The sequence below is a fragment of the Demequina gelatinilytica genome (assembly GCF_000971115.1).
Taxonomy (GTDB): Bacteria; Actinomycetota; Actinomycetes; order Actinomycetales; family Demequinaceae; genus Demequina; species Demequina gelatinilytica.
Map to the genome: position 1 here is coordinate 79144 of NZ_BBLV01000008.1, position 16082 is coordinate 95225.

A 16082-nucleotide genomic window follows, 5' to 3' on the forward strand; every position below is an offset into this window, starting at 1 on the left:
ACCTCTCTGTGACTCTTCAGGGACACCGACGGCTGAGGGACGCCGGCTCGACGCACCCGCCAGCGAGATGCGGGTGCGAGGTCTATCGGGGCGAGGCGACCTCCCAGACGGCGGGGAGCATCACGCGCATCTGCGACGGCGCGCGTTCACCCCAGCGGTGGTAGGGCACCAACGGGAGATCGAAGCTGGCCCCGGAAGCCGGGTCCGTCGGCCGGCGGGACGCGAACGGGGGCGCCGCAGGGGCGACCGCGGGCTCGCGACGGCGCGTGGCTGCGATGACGGCCCCATCCCCCGCCGCGCGGGGCGCACCGGTCGCGTCGATGCGCACATCCTCGAGCGCCACCCCCGCAGGAAGATCGGTCGACTCGAGGCACAGCACGAGCGGGCCTCGCTCGACCGCGACGGTGCCGCGCATCGCGTCGATGCGAGGGTCGGGCCAGACGATGCGCGGGTCCAGGTCGAGGTCGAGCACCACGACGTCCCCGGCCGCCCACGTGCGGCGCGCCTCCCACCAGCCCGGCGCCGCCTCGGTGCGCGTGCCCGACACGTCCGTGACGGCCGCCGCGTGCGACCACGCCGGGACCCGCAGCCGCAACGCCACGGGCTCCCGCGGCGCCTCGACCACCGAGACCTCGATGCGACCGTCGTCCGGGTAGCGCGTCGCCACCTCGAGCCGCATCCGTCCCGACGGCAGCGCGAGGTCGACGGAACCGGGCGAGTACAGCAGCAGGGTCAGGACGTCGTCCTCGACCATCGCGGCGTACGTGTGCAGCGCCGCGAACGTGCGTGCCACGTTGGTCGGGCAGCAGGACACGTCGAACCACTGCGCGCGCACGCCTCCCTCGGCGCGGTGGTTCACCCCCTCGCCGGCGTGCTCGGCACCCGCGACCCTGACGTGGAGCGGGTTCGCATAGAAGAAGTGCGTGCCGCCCTGATCGGCGGCCGCGGCCACCACGTTGTAGAGCGTCCTCTCCATGAGGTCGGCGTACCGGACCTCGCCCGACGCGAGCAGGAGCCGCCACGACAGCATCACGGACCCGATGCCTGCGCAGGTCTCGCAGTAGGCGCGGTCGGGCGGCAGCTCCCAGTCCTCGCCGAAACCCTCGTCCTGATGCCGCGACCCCATGCCGCCCGTGATGTACGTGCGCCGCTCGACGGTGGTGGCCCACTGGCCCTCGAGCGCCGCGAGGAGCTCGCGGTCGCCGGTCTCGACCGCGACGTCGACCGCGCCCGCCGCGAGGTAGAGCGCACGCACCGCGTGGCCGCGGAGCACGGTGGCCTCGCGCACGGGTACGTCGTCCTGGAAGTACTCGTCCGACAGCAGCGGTCGGACCGGCAGGGTTCCCCGCCCGCGGCGCTCGACGAACACGCGCGCCTGGTCGAGGTAGCGCCGCTCCCCCGTCGCACGGCCCAGCTCCGCGAGGCCGAGCTCGATCTCGGGATGGCCGCAGATGCCCTCGCGCGCCCCGGGCGCGAACTCGCGGCACACATGCTCGGCGGCTCGGCGCGCGGCCGCCACGAGGGCATCCTCGCCGAAGGTCCGCAGGCGGGCGACCGCGGCCTGCATGAGGTGGCCCATGTTGTAGAGCTCGTGGCCCATCGACAGGTCGGAGTACCGCGGCGGCAGCCCCGGATGCCCGAACGCCGTCCCCAGGTAGCCGTCCTCGTCCTGCGCGGCGACGACGCGCGCGACAAGGGAGCCGTACGCGGCGGCGAGCCTCGCATCGTCCCTGCGTCCCAGCTCCCAGGCGATGCCCTCGAGCAGCTTGTAGACCTCCGAGTCCGCGAACTCCCAGCCCGCGCGCTCATCGGTGACGTCGCCGCGCGCGACCCGGTCGAAGTTCTCGAGCCAGCCCAGGCGCTCCATCCAGTCGGCACAGTGCGCGAACGTCGCGGCGGCATTCACCGCCTGGCGCCTGCCCCAGAACCCATCCGCGCCCCAGACGACCTCCCGAAGCCCGGCTCCCCTGCGCGAGACGCCGCTCGGCCGGACAGGTGCGGCTGCGCCGCCGTCGCTCCTCTGGTCCACGCGTCAGTCCTTCACCGCTCCGGCGGTGACCCCCGCGGCGACGTACCGCTGGGCGAACACCAGGAGGAACGCGGCCGGGACGGACGCGACCACCGCGGTCGCCATGATCGCGTTCCAGTCCTGGGTGTTGTTGCCCAGATAGCGGAAGATGCCGATCGTCACCGGCTGGAGGTCCCCTCCACGGTTGAGCGACGAGGCGAACAGGAAGTCGGACCAGGACCAGAGGAAGGCGAAGAGCGCCACGGTGACCACCGAGTTGCGCGAGACAGGGATCACCACGGACCTGAACGTCCGCCACGCGTTCGCGCCGTCGATCCGCGCGGCCTGGATCAGCTCGTTCGGGATCCCCATCATGAACGCGGTGAAGATCAGCACACCGAACGGCACCGCCAGGGTCGAGTCGGCGATGATGAGGCCTGGGATCGTGTCCAGCAGACCCCATTCGTTGAAGACCAGGTAGAACCCCATCGCCATGATGATCCCGGGGATCATCTGCGCGACCAGCAGGATGAAGTTCAGGGTGCTCCCGCCCCTCGGGAACAGCTTCGCGAGAGCGAACCCGGCCGGCGCGGCCACCACGAGCGTGAGGGCCACGGTGCCCAGACCGATGAGGAGGCTCGTCCCCAGGTAGGGCAGCTGCTCGTGGATGACCTTGTCGTAGCCGGCGAAGGTCGCGTCGATCGGGACCAGGTTGGGCGGGTCCTTCCTCAGCAGGTGCGGCGGCGTGAGGGAGACGTTGATCATCCAGTAGAGCGGGAACAGCATGATGGCCGTGAGGATCAGCGCGATCACGGTGGTGACGGCGCGGCGTGACCGGGTCATGAGCGGAGCGCCTTCCTCTGGGCACGGATGTAGAACAGCCCGAACACGAACGCGATGAGGATGAGCACGTTCGCCACGGCCGCCGCGAGGCTGAGCTCGGGCGAGCCCCCTCCGAAGCCGAGGCGGTACGACCAGATCGCGAGGGTGGTCGACGAGTCGCCCGGCCCCCCGCGCGTCATGACCCAGATGATGTCGAACACCTTGAGCGTGTAGACCAGGCCCAGCAGCAGCGTGATGGCGCTGACCGGGCGCAGCAGCGGGAACGTGATGTGCCAGAAGATCGACCAGCGGCCGGCGCCGTCGAGCGCGGCCGCCTCGTAGACCTCTCCCGGGATCGCCTGCAGACCCGCGTAGAGCAGCACCAGGTTGAACGGGATGCCGATCCAGATGTTGGTGAGGATGACCGACACGAGCGACCAGTCTGGCGAGGTGAGCCAGAAGACAGGGTCGAGGCCAAGCGTCTGCAGGAAGGAGTTGACGACGCCCGAGTCGGAGTTGAGCATCCAGGCCCAGACTGACGAGGACACGAGCAGCGGCAGGAGCCAGGGCACCAGGAAGAGAGCGCGCAGCGTCGCCGCCAGCGGGAATCGGCGGAAGAAGAAGACCGCGAGCGCGAGCCCGATGGAGTACTGGAACACAAGCGAGAGCCCGGTGAACAGGACGGTGTTCCACAGCGCGGTCGGGAAGGTGGGATCGGTGAAGATCTCGCGGTAGTTGTCGAGCCCCACGAACTCGGCGCCGCCCGTGATGAACGAGCGCAGCGTGTAGTCGCGCAGGCTCAGGTCGACGTTGCGCCACAGCGGCAGCGCGTAGAACAGGACGAGGTACAGCGTGACGGGGGTGAGGAACAGCCACGCCACGAGCTGCTGGCGCCGCGCGGCGCGGCGCCGCTCGCCCGGCGAGGGGACGGCCGGAGCCGCCCCCTCGCCGTCGCGAGGACGGTCAGCAGACGCGGGGGTTCGTGTCGCCGACATGGTCATCGAGGACCTCCACTAGGGGGATGTGCGGGACCGGGCCGTGGGTCACGGCTCAGCCCAGCTTGGACGCGGCCTCCGACTGCGCGGTCGCGAGCGCATCCTCGGGCGACGAGCCGCCGCTCAGCGCGACCTGGATCGCGGTGTAGAGCTGCTCCGAGATGATCGGGTACTTGATGCCCAGGTTGTCGGCGGTGCGGGGCTTCGCGTCCGCCACCGCCTGGACCCAGAACTCGTTGGCGCCGGCGGTGTCCGCCGCGGCCTGCGCGGAGGCGCCCTCGGCAGTCGGCGCGACGTAGCCGAGCGCGGTCGCACCCGAGTCGCCGTTCGCGAGACACTCGACGATCTGCGCGGACGTTGCGTAGCGCGACTCGTCCTCCTGGATCGGCAGCGTCATGAACTCGCCTCCCGTGGGCGCCGGTGCGGCACCGCCGTCCATCGCCGGGATCTGGATCACCTCGTACCCGTTCTCGTCGGCCGCGCCCTGGAACCACGAGCCGTTCTCGGCGAAGCCGAAGTCGCCCGTGAGGAACTCGTCCCACGAGGTCCCCTGCGTGTTGGTGAGCACGGACTGGGGCGCGAGCCCGTCCGCGACCCAGTCCGTCCACAGCGTGAGTGCCGCGACCGACTGCTCGGAGTCGAGCGCGGTGAGATCCGCGTCGGAGCCCCAGAACCAGGGCAGGAACTGGAAGGAGCCCTCCTCCGTGCCGACCGCCGAGAACGTGATGCCCTTGTGTCCGGCGTCGACCACCTGCTGGATCGCCGCGGTGAGCGACTCCCAGTCCGTCACGGACGCGATTTCGACACCGGCGTCCTCGAGGACCGTCGGGTTGTAGTACAGCCCCAGCGTGTTCGCTCCGACGGGCACGCCGTACACCTCGCCGTCGATCTCGCCGGCGGTCAGGATGTTCTCCTGGATGCTCGACGTATCAAGGCCGTTCTCCGCGGCCGTGGTGAGCAGGCCGGCATCGGCGAGGGTCGACACCTTCGGGTTGTCGACCATGGCGATGTCGGGCAGGTTCGAGGCCGCGGTGGTGAGGTCCTTCACGGTGTCACCCGTGTTGCCCGAGTTGCGCTCGATGGTGATGCCGAGCTCGTCGGCGCACGCGTTGATCGCCTGCGCCCAGGTGCTCTGGTCGTCGCGGTCCGGGTACGGGTCCCACAGGGTGAAGGTGCCGCCGGCTGCCGGGGCATCCGAGCCCGCGCCCGTCGGGGTGTCCGACGCGCCGGGAGCGGTGTCGGACGAGCAGCCGGCGAGGGCGCCCGCTGCGATCGCCGCGGTCGCGAACGCGACGGCGGCCTTGGTGCTGGTGTTGCTCATCGTTCCTCCTTGAACGTGAACCCGGGGACGGGTCGGTGGGGTCAGCCCCGCGAGGCTGGGGGTGGTGCGATGGATCCGCGGTCGTGGATGGTGGGTGAGATCAGCTCGACAAGATGAGGTGCGGCCACCGCCGGGTCGCCCTCGATTCGAGCGACGAGCTGCTCCACAGCCCGCCGCCCCAACTCGTCCGCGGCGCTGTCGACCGCCGAGAACGGAAGAGAGAAGGTCCGTGCGAAGTCGTCCGAGTAGCGACCGAGCACGGAGATGTCGGTGGGGCTGGCGAGCCCGCGGGACGTGAGGACCGACGGCAGCGCGGCCGCCGCGGCCTCGTTGTTGAGCAGCAGCCCCGTCGCGCCAGGATGGGTGTCGAGGTACCGGTGCAGGTCCTTCCCGATCTCGGGCTGGGTCGACGAGCCGAAGTAGCGGTGGAGCACGACGCCGCGCTCGTCCGCCCGCGCCTGGGCTCCGTCCGCGAGACGCCACACATAGGCGCCCCCGCGCTCGACGACGTGCTGCGGCTGCGACACGAGGATCATCTCGCGGTGGCCCATGTCGGCCAGCGCGTCGACCATGATGCGGCCGCTCGCGACGAAGTCGAGGTCGAAGACGTCGATGCCGTCGCACTGCCCCGGCAGCCCGACGGTCGCACCCGGCTGGGCCGCGTCCCTGAGGAACTGGAGCCGGTCGTCGTGCTCCGCGACGTTGAGGAGGACGAAGCCGTCCACCATGCGCGAGGTCGAGAGCCGCTTGAGCGCGTTGACACCGTCCTCCTCGGACACGAGCAACGTGTCGTAGCCCAGCTCGCCGGCTCGGTTGGTGACACCGAGGATGTACTGCAGCATCGCGGGCGCGAACTCGTCGGAGAGGAACCGAGCGAGAAGCCCGATCACGTGCGTCTGGGACGTCGCAAGCGCACGTGCACCGGCATTCGGGGTGAATCCCAGCTCCTCGACCGCGTCGAGCACACGCTGCACCACCGCAGGCGAGATGGTCCGCTTGCCACTGAGAGCGTAGGACGCGGTGCTGCGAGATACGCCCGCAGCCTTCGCCACGTCTCCGATGGTCACCATCGACGCTGACTCCTTCTCCGTTGAACGAGTGTCGGACACCTGTATCGAACCGGTTCGACTCGATGCGACCGACGATATAGCGAACCGGTTCGACAACGCAATGGTCGATCCGGCCCGTGACCGAATCGTGATGTTCGCGCCCAATGCCGGGGTGCAGGCGTCGCCGCCGCCTAGGGTGAGGGGCGTGACCTCCCCCGCCCCCGCATCGTCCCGCCGCGCGATCTTCCTCGACGTCGACGGCACCTACGCCCACCACGGCATCGTCCCGGAGGCGCACGCCGACGCCGTGCGCGCCGCGCGCGCCGCGGGGCACCTGGTGCTGCTGTGCACCGGGCGGCCCGTGTCGCTGCTGACAGACCGCATCATCGCCGCCGGCTTCGACGGGTACGTGGCCGGCGCCGGCGCCTACGCGGTCGTCGACGGTGAGGTCCTGCTGGACACGCGTTTCCCCGGGGACCTCTCCGCGCGCGCCCTCCGCGTGCTCGCCGATGCCGGAGCGCTGTTCCTGCTCGAGGGGCCGCACGCGACCCACGCGCACCCGGCCACGGTGGACGCGATGGCGACCCACCTGCCCCAGCGCGGCGAGGAGGGCGCGGGACGGCGCGACCTCACGGCCGCGATCACGCGCACCGAGGACCTCGCCGGCGTGTCGTTCGGCAAGATCACCACGTTCCACGCAGAGGTCCCCGTCGGCGCGATCGCCGACGCCATCGGCCCCGAGGTGGCCGTGATCCCCAGCTCGATCCCTGATCTCGGGCCGGGCGCGGGAGAGATCTTCCTCGCGCATGTCCACAAGGCGGTCGGCGTCGCCGCGGTGGTCGAGCGGCTGGGCCTCGCCCGCGAGCACGTGATCGCCTTCGGCGACGGTCTCAACGACGTCGAGATGCTCGAGTACGCGGGCATCGGCGTGGCGATCGAGGGCGGGGACGATGCGGCGCTCGCCGTCGCCGACCGCACCGCCGCCGGGCCGCGGCAGTCCGGCCTTGCGAAGGCCTTCGCGGAGCTCGGGCTCCTGTAGCGCGCCGGAGCCGGGCAGGACCTTGGCCCCTCGCGCGACCCACGCCGCGCGAGGCGATCGCGGCATTCGCGGGGCTTGATGCCGCCCGGCCGGACAGTTTCCCCCGCCACGCCGTTGACCTGGTGGTTTACATCGATGTAACGTCCTCCGCGAGATGTCGCGACGATGCCGTCGCGGCGCCTCCTTCACTGCTCAACGAAGAACAGGAGATCCCGTGGCTCGTCCACAACCGCATCGGCGCATCGTCGCCGGCGCCACCTGCCTCGCCGGCATCGCCGGCATCGCCTTCACCGGATCGGCCGCCTCGGCGAACACCGGCGACCCTGCCCCCACGTTCACCGACGTGACGGTGCACGACCCGTCGATCGTCACCTCAGGGGACGACATCTGGGTCTTCGGATCGCACGGCGCCTCGGCGTACACGACCGACCTCATGAACTGGACCCAGAACTCGGTCGACCTGAGCCAGGACGCGGACAACCCGCTGTTCGAGGACATCTACACCGAGCTCGCGGAGACCTTCGCGTGGGCCGAGACCTCCACCCTGTGGGCCTCGGACGTCATCCAGCTCGCCGACGGCAGGTACTACCTCTACTACAACGCCTGCGAGGGGAGCTCGCCGCGCTCGGCCATGGGGCTCGCGGTATCCGACTCGGTCGACGGCCCGTACACCAACGTCGAGGTCTTCCTGAAGTCCGGGTGGACCGACGAGGAGAAGGCCGAGCTGGGCATCACCTACGACGCGACCCAGGAGCCCAACGCCGTCGATCCCGACGCGTTCTACGACGCCGACGGCAACCTCTGGCTGGTCTACGGCTCGTACTCCGGCGGCATCTTCATCCTCGAGCTCGATCCGGAGACGGGCCTGCCCCTCGCCGACCAGGGCTGGGGCACGCACCTGCTCGGCGGCAACCACGCCCGCATCGAGGGCGCGACCATCCGCTACGACGAGGAGACGGGCTACTACTACCTCTTCACGTCGTTCGGCGGCCTCGGCGCCGACGGCGGCTACGAGGTCCGCGTCTCGCGCTCGGCGAGCCCCGACGGCCCGTACGTCGACGCCGAGGGCAACCTCATGGCGGAGGCGAAGGGCGCCGAGGGCACCCTGTTCGACGACGTCTCGATCGCGGACTTCGGCACGCAGCTCCTCGACGGCCACCTGTGGGAGCGCGAGGTCGGCGACCCGGGCACCGGCGACGGCACCGGCTACGTCTCCCCCGGCCACAACTCCTGGTACGACGACCCGGACACGGGCGAGTCCTTCCTGGTCTTCCACTCCCGCTTCCCGAGCACGGGTGAGACCCACCACGTCCGCGTGCAGCAGATGTACATGAACGAGGACGGCTGGCCCGTGCTCGCCCCGTTCCGCTACGCGGGGGAGACGCTCGAGCCCGTCGCGGCCGAGGACCTCGAGGGCGAGTGGCAGGTCATCCTGTCGGACGACACCATCGAGGCGGACGTCAACACGCCCGTCGCCGTCACGCTCGCATCCGACGGCTCCGTCTCGGGCGCCCTCACGGGCACCTGGGAGCTGGCGGGCGACAACGACGTCACCCTCTCCACCGGCGCCGGCGACTTCGTCGGCCTCGCCGCCCCCGCATGGGACCCCGACCGCGAGCAGTGGGAGACCACGCTCACCGCGACGGTCGCGACGGGCGAGACCCTGTGGGCGCGCCCCGCGCTCGACATCGCGGGCGCCGACGCGGTGGCGGCAGTCGTCGCCGACCTCGACCTCGGGGACACCTCGGCCGTGGTGTCGCGCCTCACGCTGCCCACCACGGGCACCGGCGGCACCACCATCACCTGGTCCTCCACGGACGAGGCGCACCTCGCCGCCGACGGCACGGTCACGCGTCCCGGCGCGGGCGAGGACGATGCGACGGTCACCCTGACGGCGGTGGTCACGAACGGCGAGGCCTCCCAGACGCTCACGTTCACCGTGGTGGTCCTGGCACGCCCGGACGCCCTCCCCCTCGCCACATGGTCGTTCGAGGACTCCCTCGACGACAACGACGGCGCGTTCGCGACCCCCACCGTCACGGGCAGCCTCATCGGCACCACGGGCGGCTCCGTCAGCTACGTCCCCGACGGCGTGGAGGGCTCCGCGCTCCACCTCGACGGCGCGTCTGGCGTGGAGCTCGGAAGCGGCCTCATCCAGGGCGACACCTACTCGGTGTCGATGTGGCTGCGCCCCGAGGCGCTCACCTCCTTCACGACCGCGTTCTTCGCCGCCAGCTCGGGCACGGAGTTCCTGTCCGTGGTGCCGCTGGGCTGGAACGGCGGGACCATGCTGTGGTCGAACGACAACGGCAGCTGGTACGACGGCGTCACCGACCAGCTGATCCCCGTCGACGAATGGACGCATGTCGCGTTCACCGTCGACGAGGGCACCGTGACCCTGTACGTGGACGGTGAGGATGTCGGCGCCAACACGGCGTTCAACGACGTCCTCACCAGCCCTTCGGCCGTCTTCACGCTCGGCGTGAACTGGTGGGACACCCCGTACCAGGGCGACATCGACCAGCTCGCGATGTGGACCTCGGTGCTCACCGCGGAGCAGGTCGCGGACCTCGAGGACCCGCTCGCGGCAGGCACGGTCGAGGTGACCGGCACGGCGCAGGTCGGGCAGACGCTCACGGCGTCCACGGCGGGCTGGCGCGAAGGCGCGAGCCTCTCGTACCAGTGGCTGGTGGACGGCGTGGCCGTCGACGGCGCCACGGACGCGACGTTCGTCCCCTCGCTGGCCGGACAGCCCGTGTCGGTCGCCGTCACGGCGTCCATGGCCGGCCACGCGTCGGCCACCGCCACGTCCGACGAGGTCGAGGTCGTCCCGGGAGTCCTCGAGGCGGGCACGGTCGAGATCACCGGCACGGCGAAGGTCGGCTCCCGGCTGACCGCCGCGACGGCCGACTGGCCCGAGAACGCGACGCTGTCGTACCAGTGGCGCATCGCCGGCAAGGCGGTCGAGGGGGCCACCGACCCGTCGTGGAGGCCCACCGCCGCCGCGCTGGGACAGAAGGTCTCGGTCAAGGTGACGGCGACGCTGGACGGCTTCACGTCGGCATCGAAGGCGTCCAAGGGCGTCGTGGTCTCGGCGGGCACCATGACCGCCGGCACCGTCGAGGTGGTGCGCGCACCCATCGTGGGCAGGACGGTCGCCGCGGCGACCGCCGGCTGGCCCAAGGGCGCGGCCAAGTCCTACGAGTGGCGCGTGGGAGGCGAGGTCGTCAAGGGTGCGACCGGCAGGACCCTCACGGTCACCAAGGCCATGACGGGAAAGCGCATCTGGGTCAAGGTCACCGCGACCAAGGACGGCTACGCCGCGGTGTCGAGGAGGTCGGCGAAGTCCGCCCCCGTCCAGTAGCACCATGGGAGCGCCGGGGGCCCCGCATCGCACGATGCGGGGCCCCCGGTCCTGTCAAGCCTCCTCCGCGGCCGTCCTCACGAGCGCGGCGAGCGCATCGGCACCCACCCCGAGCGTGCGGGCGCGCGCGACGAGCGCCGCCGCCTCCGCACGCAGCTCCGCGAAGGCGTCGGCCCGCGCGGAGACCACCGCGCCCCGGCCGCGGCGCATCTCCACCAGGCCCTCGTCGCGCAGCAGCTGATAGGCCTTGAGCACCGTGTGGAGGTTGACGTCGAGCGCCTCGGCGACGTCCCGGGCGGACGGCAGCCGCTCGCCCGCGGCGAGCCTGCCCGCAGCCACCTCGCGACGCACCGAGCCCGCGATCTGGTCGTAGAGCGCGGCGCTCGAGTCGGGATCAATCCTGAGCAGCATGAGCGTCCTCCGCGACGGCGGCGAGCACGCTGGCGGCGGTGGCGGCGTCGTCGAGCGTGACCACGAAGCGCCGGCCCGAGCCGCGCGTCACCTCGAGCGCGGACCCCGATCGCAACACCACCGCCGTCGCCCCCGGGATGTGGCGGATGCCGTACCCGCCGAACTGCGACAGCCCCGAGACCTCGATCGCCGAGGCCGACGCCACGTCCTCCGCCGGCACGCGCATCCGCACGAGCCGCGCGGCGGACCGTACGGTCAGCCCGGAGGCATCGACGCGCACGTGGAAGACCGTGAGCGACGCCGCGAGCACGGCGAGCAGCAGCGCCACGCACGTCACGACGATCGCGACCGCCGTGTCGCCCACCACCCAGTTCGCCAGCGCCGCCAGCGTCGCCACGGCGACACCACCGATGATCGCGGCAAGCGCGGCGGGCCGCATCTCCGAGCGCCCCACCCACACGGCGCGCTCCCCCGGCGCGAGCGCGAGGGGCCGCGCGGGTGCGGCGGCCGGTGCCGTGGCCTCGTGCCGCGGCTGCACCAGCCAACCCGTGGCACCCGCGACGAGCGCCGCGCCCAGCCCCCAGGCGAGGACCGGGAGGATCGACGGCGCATCGGCCGCGTCCGGGAGCCCTCGCTGCATCGCGATCGAGCCCACCATGAGCACGCCCATGAGAGTCGAGAGGCCCAGCGCCACCGAGGGCAGGAGGCGGAGCACGAAGCCACGCTCCCCGCGGCGGATCGATCCGAGCACCGACACCCCGAGCGCGATCGGCAGCGCTCCGCCGACCGCTCCCGTCATCACCAGCACAAGCTCCGGCGAGGAGAAGCCGTCGGGTCCGCTGCCGCTCCAGTGGGTCGCCACCGGATCGGGCAGGTCGCCGATCATCGCCACGATCGCCGCGAGCGCACCCACCGACAGGACGGCGGGCGCGACGACGCCGACCGCCGCCGCCCTGCCGTACGCGCCATCCTTCTCCGCCATCACCGCTCCTCATTAGTTGTTATAGAGGAACTATAACACTTACGAGTCACGTCGGCGCGGCCCCCGGGCCATCATCCCGGTCGGGAAACACGAAAGGCCGCCCCGAAGGGCGGCCTTTCGATCAAGTGCTGTCTCAACACTTCGTGGAGCTGAGGGGACTCGAACCCCTGACCCCCTGCATGCCATGCAGGTGCGCTACCAGCTGCGCCACAGCCCCGTCATCCTTGCGGATTCCGTGCTCCTGAGAGCAAGAAAGATATTAGCCCAGATTCTGCGTCAAGTGTTAATCGGCCTCAGGCAGGCGTTCTGCCAGGGACGATGCTGCGGAGTGGCCGTAGCGGACCATGGACCATCGGCCGGGACCGCCCTCGAGCACATTCCAGTGCGCGTGCGGCAGCTTGCCGAGCACCTGGGAATGCACGTCGAGGCCGAGCAGCGCGAGCGAGCCGAGCATGATCGCCGAGCCGTGGCTCACCACGACCGCCATGCGCGCACCCTCGCACGCCGCGATGAGGCCCTCCGCCACCCGCTCCGCGACCTCGGCGGCTCCGCCCCAGCCCTCGATGTCCGGGTCGAGCCCTCGCATGCGCCGCTCATAGCCCTCGGGCCACCGTGCACGCACCTCGTCCCAGGTGAGGCCCTCCCACGCGCCGTAGGAGCGCTGCGTGAGGCGCGCGTCGGGCTTCGCGGGCACCCCCGTGACCGCGGACAGCTCCGCCGCGGTGTCAGCCGCGCGCAGCAAGGGCGAGCACACGATGCGGTCGGGGATCCCGTACTCGCGCGCGAGCGCCTGAGCGGCGGCCCTGGCATCGGCGCGGCCCTCGTCCCCGAGAGGCACGTCGAGCGACCCCTGGAGGCGGCCCTCGGCGTTGAAGCCGGTACGGCCGTGGCGCATGAGCACGAGGACGGTCACAGCGACCTCCCCGGTGCGGGCGCACCCACGTTGTGCGCCTCGAGGGACCATCCGCCGGCGGCGGCGGGGACCAGCCGCGACCATGCCGCGTTGTGAAGGCTGCCGAGCGTGCGCCCCTCGAAGGGCAACCCGAGCAGCGCGAGGAGCAGCATGCGTCCCGAGGAGCCGTGCGCGACCAGGACAAGGTCCCCCGCCACGCTCGCGGTCCAGTCGTCGACCGCGGCGACCATGCGCGCCGCCACCTCGGCGTGGCTCTCGTACCCGTCGAAATCCGGCTCGAAGCCGGCGCGCCAGGCCGCGTCCTCGTCGGGGTAGCGCTCGGCGCGCTCGTGCCCCAGGAGGCCCTCCCACGGTCCGTAGCGCCGTTCTGCGAGACGCGCGTCCCGGTGAAGCGCGACCGGGCGGTCACCCACGATGATCCGTGCGGTCTCCGCCGCGCGGTCGAGGTGCGAGGACACGACCACGGCATCGTCGGCGAGCTCCGGCCACAGGGATGATGCGGCGGCGTGCGCCTGCGCGCGGCCCGTCGAGTTGAGCGGGATGTCCGTGGACCCCTGGAGCCTGCCCTCGCGGTTCCAGTCGGTCTGGCCGTGGCGGACCAGGAACAGCCGCGTCACTCCCCCAGCCCGAGGTCGATGACCGGGCAGTCCTTCCAGAGCCGCTCGAGCTCGTAGTACCCGCGCTCCTCGTCGTGCATGACATGCACGATCACGTCGTTGAAGTCGAGCAGCGCCCAGCGCCCTTCGCGGATGCCCTCGCGCCGCGCGGCCTTCGCGCCGAGCCCGTGCAGCGCCTCCTCGACGGCCTCGGCCACCGCGACCACCTGACGCTCGTTGGACGCCGATGCGATGACGAACGCGTCCGCGAGCGGCAGATGCGCCGACACGTCGAGCGCGACGATGTCCTCGGCCTTCTTCGCGTCGGCGGCGTGCGCGGCGGCACGGACCAGCTCGAGCGCCCTCTCCGTGGCCGTCATCCGGCGTTCCCCGTGAGGTGCCACACGAGCACACCGAGCAGGAAGGCGACCGCACCGATCACCGCGAGGTGCGCCCACGCGAAGTGGTGCGCCCCCTCCTCGGTGTCCTCGGGCATCGGACGGCGCAGGAACTCGGCCGCCGTGGTGTCCGTCTCGCGCGCGGCGTCGCCCACGTGGCCCGACGGCGCGGTGCCGGCGGAGGTCGCCGAACCCGCGTACCCGTGCATGATCTTGGTGAAGTCGGGGACCGGGATGTCCTCCGACGGCGCGTAGTCCGCGACCTCGCGGGGCTGCGCCTGAGCGAGCGGGTGCGAGTCCCACACCGTGGGAGCCGAGGCGGCGGCGGGGGCCACCGGGCGCAGGCCCGCCGGCACGATGGCGGCTCCGCCGGTCGGGGTCGCCAGCGCGGGCTCCGGCTGAGCCTCGACGGGCGCAGCGGGCTGCTCGGGCGTGGTCGGTGCCGCGACGGTCTCGCCGTAGCCGGGGGTGATGTCCTCCTGCGCCGCGAGCGCGTAGACCTCGGCCGGGTCGAGCACCTCGGTGGCCTGCGTGTCCGGGCCCTGGGCGGGCGGCGCCCAGAACGGATCGAGGCCGGCGGGCTCCTCGGAGCGGGCCTCAGACTCAGTCTCGGGCTCGGGCTCGACCGCCTCGGTACCGGCGTCCTCGACCGGCTCCTCGACCGGCGCGTGCGCGGCCTCGGGCGCGGGCGCCTCGTCGGCAGCGTGCACCCGGTGGATCTGCTGGGTCGCGTTGATCCCGGCCATCGCCTGCGCGGTCAGCCTGCGGATCTCCGCGGCCGGGTCCTCCTCCGGCTCCGCAGGGGCGGCCGCCGACTCGCCGCCGTGCGGCTCGTCCTCGCGGGCCTCGTCCTCGAGAGGCTCGGCGGAGGGCTCCTCCGTGAAGGTCTCCGCCTCGCCCTGCTGACGCTCCTCGAGGCGTCGCGCCTGGAGCGAGCCGGGCGGGAACAGGTGGCGGTACTCCTCCGGGATCGCGTCGATCGCGCCGCTGGGGAGCGGCTCCTCCAACGGCGCGGGCTGAGCCGCCTCATCGTCGACAGGCGCCTGCTCCTGCGCCGCGGCGACCTCGGCAGCGAAGCCCTCCCACGGGGCCGCGAGCTGCACTGGCTCAGGCTCGGGCTCGGACTCGGGCTCCGGCTCGACGACAGCCTCGGGCTCCGGCTCGGGCTCCGGCTCCGGCTCGACGACAGCCTCCGGCTCCGGCTCGGGCTCGGGCTCGGGCTCGACGACAGCCTCCGGCTCGGGCTCGGCCTCGACGACAGCCTCGGGCTCGACGACGGCCTCGGGCTCCGGCTCAGGTGCCGGCTCTGCCGCGCGGCGACGCGCGATGAGCTCCTGCGCGTCGAGCATCTCGGGTGTCATCGCGGGCAGCTGGCCCGTCGCGATGAGCTCCTCCTCGCGCGTCCACGTCTCGAGAGGGCGCTGCGCGCGCTCGAGCTCGCGACGCTCCTTGCGCGTGAGCGGCGTGCCGTCCGGGTGCGTCTCCGGTCCGGCGACGTTGGTGGGGATGGGTGTGGTGGGCTGGTCCGGGGCGGCCTTCCTGGCCTCGACCTCGCGACGCTCTCTGCGCGACAAAGGCCTGCCCTGGTCAGTCATCAAGTCCTCCGTAGTAGAGCCCGTTCTCGGCGATGTAGTCGGCCACGGATCGGGGTACAAGGTAGCGGATCGGCAACCCGGCCCTCACCCGGCGACGCACATCGGTAGACGATATCGCCAGGGCGGGAGCCTCCACCAGGATATGCGGCGTGTCGCCCTCAGCCAAAGAGTGACCTGGACGTGTCACGCCCACGAAGGTGGCCAGCTCGAGGAGCCGTTCCGGCTCCCTCCACTCCGGCAGCCTGGCGATCGCATCGGCCCCCGTGATGAAGAACAGCTCCGCATCGGGCCGCTGCTCCCGCAGGTCCGTCAGGGTGTCGACGGTGTAGGTCACCCCGCCGCGCTCGATGTCCACGGGCGACACCGCGAAGCGGTCGTCCTCGGCGGCCGCGAGCTCGCACATCGCGAGCCGGTGCGCGGGCGTCTCGGTGTCGTACCCCTGCTTGAACGGCTGCGAGTGCGCCGGGGTCAGCAGGATCTGATCCAGGCCCAGCCGCGCGCACACCTCCGATGCCGCGGCGAGATGGCCGTGGTGGATCGGGTCGAACGTGCCGCCCAGCACGCCCACGCGAGCGAGGGGCGTGCTCAC

General features: G+C 71.9%; 14 protein-coding genes and 1 tRNA gene. 2 read left to right on the top strand and 13 right to left on the bottom strand.

Annotation, left to right across the window (positions count from 1 at the left end; translation table 11 throughout):
- Window positions 1-82: 82 nt before the first annotated feature.
- From AOM00_RS08245 to AOM00_RS08265, 5 genes are read right to left on the bottom strand one after another with little or no spacing between them, the layout of a single operon-like run.
- A complete protein-coding gene (locus AOM00_RS08245; RefSeq protein WP_062517343.1) occupies window positions 83-2029 on the bottom strand; it encodes a glycoside hydrolase family 127 protein in 1947 nt (648 codons plus the stop codon).
- A gap of 3 nt (window positions 2030-2032) precedes the next feature.
- Window positions 2033-2851 carry a carbohydrate ABC transporter permease gene (locus tag AOM00_RS08250; RefSeq protein WP_062517344.1) on the bottom strand — a complete coding sequence of 273 codons (819 nt, stop codon included), beginning with the start codon at window positions 2849-2851 and terminating at the stop codon, window positions 2033-2035.
- Window positions 2848-3831: a carbohydrate ABC transporter permease gene (locus tag AOM00_RS08255; protein ID WP_228373448.1), complete on the bottom strand. Its 984-nt coding sequence runs from the start codon at window positions 3829-3831 to the stop codon at window positions 2848-2850. Before AOM00_RS08255 ends, AOM00_RS08250 begins: the two co-directional genes overlap by 4 nt.
- Window positions 3832-3880: 49 nt before the next feature.
- Window positions 3881-5146, bottom strand: a complete 1266-nt coding sequence (locus AOM00_RS08260) for a sugar ABC transporter substrate-binding protein (RefSeq protein ID WP_062517345.1) — start codon at window positions 5144-5146, stop codon at window positions 3881-3883.
- Window positions 5147-5187: 41 nt separating this feature from the next.
- Window positions 5188-6216: a LacI family DNA-binding transcriptional regulator gene (locus AOM00_RS08265; RefSeq protein ID WP_062517346.1), complete on the bottom strand. Its 1029-nt coding sequence runs from the start codon at window positions 6214-6216 to the stop codon at window positions 5188-5190.
- A gap of 184 nt (window positions 6217-6400) precedes the next feature.
- Between AOM00_RS08265 and AOM00_RS08270 the strand changes: the two genes are divergently transcribed.
- Entirely contained in the window at window positions 6401-7234 is an 834-nt protein-coding gene (locus AOM00_RS08270; RefSeq protein WP_062517347.1) for an HAD hydrolase family protein, read from the top strand.
- 214 nt (window positions 7235-7448) lie between these two features.
- Window positions 7449-10598, top strand: coding sequence for a LamG-like jellyroll fold domain-containing protein (locus AOM00_RS08275; protein ID WP_062517348.1), 3150 nt, complete (start codon window positions 7449-7451; stop codon window positions 10596-10598).
- A 54-nt stretch (window positions 10599-10652) separates the two neighbouring features.
- Here the strand turns inward: AOM00_RS08275 and AOM00_RS08280 are convergent, their stop codons facing one another.
- From AOM00_RS08280 to nadD, 8 genes are all read right to left on the bottom strand, one after another.
- On the bottom strand, window positions 10653-11009 hold the full coding sequence (locus tag AOM00_RS08280; protein ID WP_062517349.1) for a GntR family transcriptional regulator: 357 nt from the start codon (window positions 11007-11009) through the stop codon (window positions 10653-10655).
- Complete coding sequence (locus tag AOM00_RS08285; RefSeq protein ID WP_062517350.1) at window positions 10993-11991, bottom strand: DUF1648 domain-containing protein; 999 nt, start codon at window positions 11989-11991, stop codon at window positions 10993-10995. The genes AOM00_RS08280 and AOM00_RS08285 overlap by 17 nt, the downstream gene beginning before the upstream one ends.
- 144 nt (window positions 11992-12135) lie before the next feature.
- Window positions 12136-12208, bottom strand: a tRNA-Ala gene (locus AOM00_RS08290).
- A 66-nt stretch (window positions 12209-12274) separates the two neighbouring features.
- Window positions 12275-12904, bottom strand: coding sequence for a histidine phosphatase family protein (locus AOM00_RS08295; RefSeq protein ID WP_062517351.1), 630 nt, complete (start codon window positions 12902-12904; stop codon window positions 12275-12277).
- On the bottom strand, window positions 12901-13521 hold the full coding sequence (locus AOM00_RS08300; RefSeq protein WP_062517352.1) for a histidine phosphatase family protein: 621 nt from the start codon (window positions 13519-13521) through the stop codon (window positions 12901-12903). The genes AOM00_RS08295 and AOM00_RS08300 overlap by 4 nt, the downstream gene beginning before the upstream one ends.
- Window positions 13518-13880, bottom strand: a complete 363-nt coding sequence (gene rsfS, locus AOM00_RS08305) for a ribosome silencing factor (RefSeq protein WP_062517353.1) — start codon at window positions 13878-13880, stop codon at window positions 13518-13520. Before rsfS ends, AOM00_RS08300 begins: the two co-directional genes overlap by 4 nt.
- Complete coding sequence (locus tag AOM00_RS15790) at window positions 13877-15493, bottom strand: hypothetical protein (RefSeq protein WP_228373449.1); 1617 nt, start codon at window positions 15491-15493, stop codon at window positions 13877-13879. The genes rsfS and AOM00_RS15790 overlap by 4 nt, the downstream gene beginning before the upstream one ends.
- Complete coding sequence (nadD, locus tag AOM00_RS08315; protein ID WP_062517355.1) at window positions 15486-16082, bottom strand: nicotinate-nucleotide adenylyltransferase; 597 nt, start codon at window positions 16080-16082, stop codon at window positions 15486-15488. Before nadD ends, AOM00_RS15790 begins: the two co-directional genes overlap by 8 nt.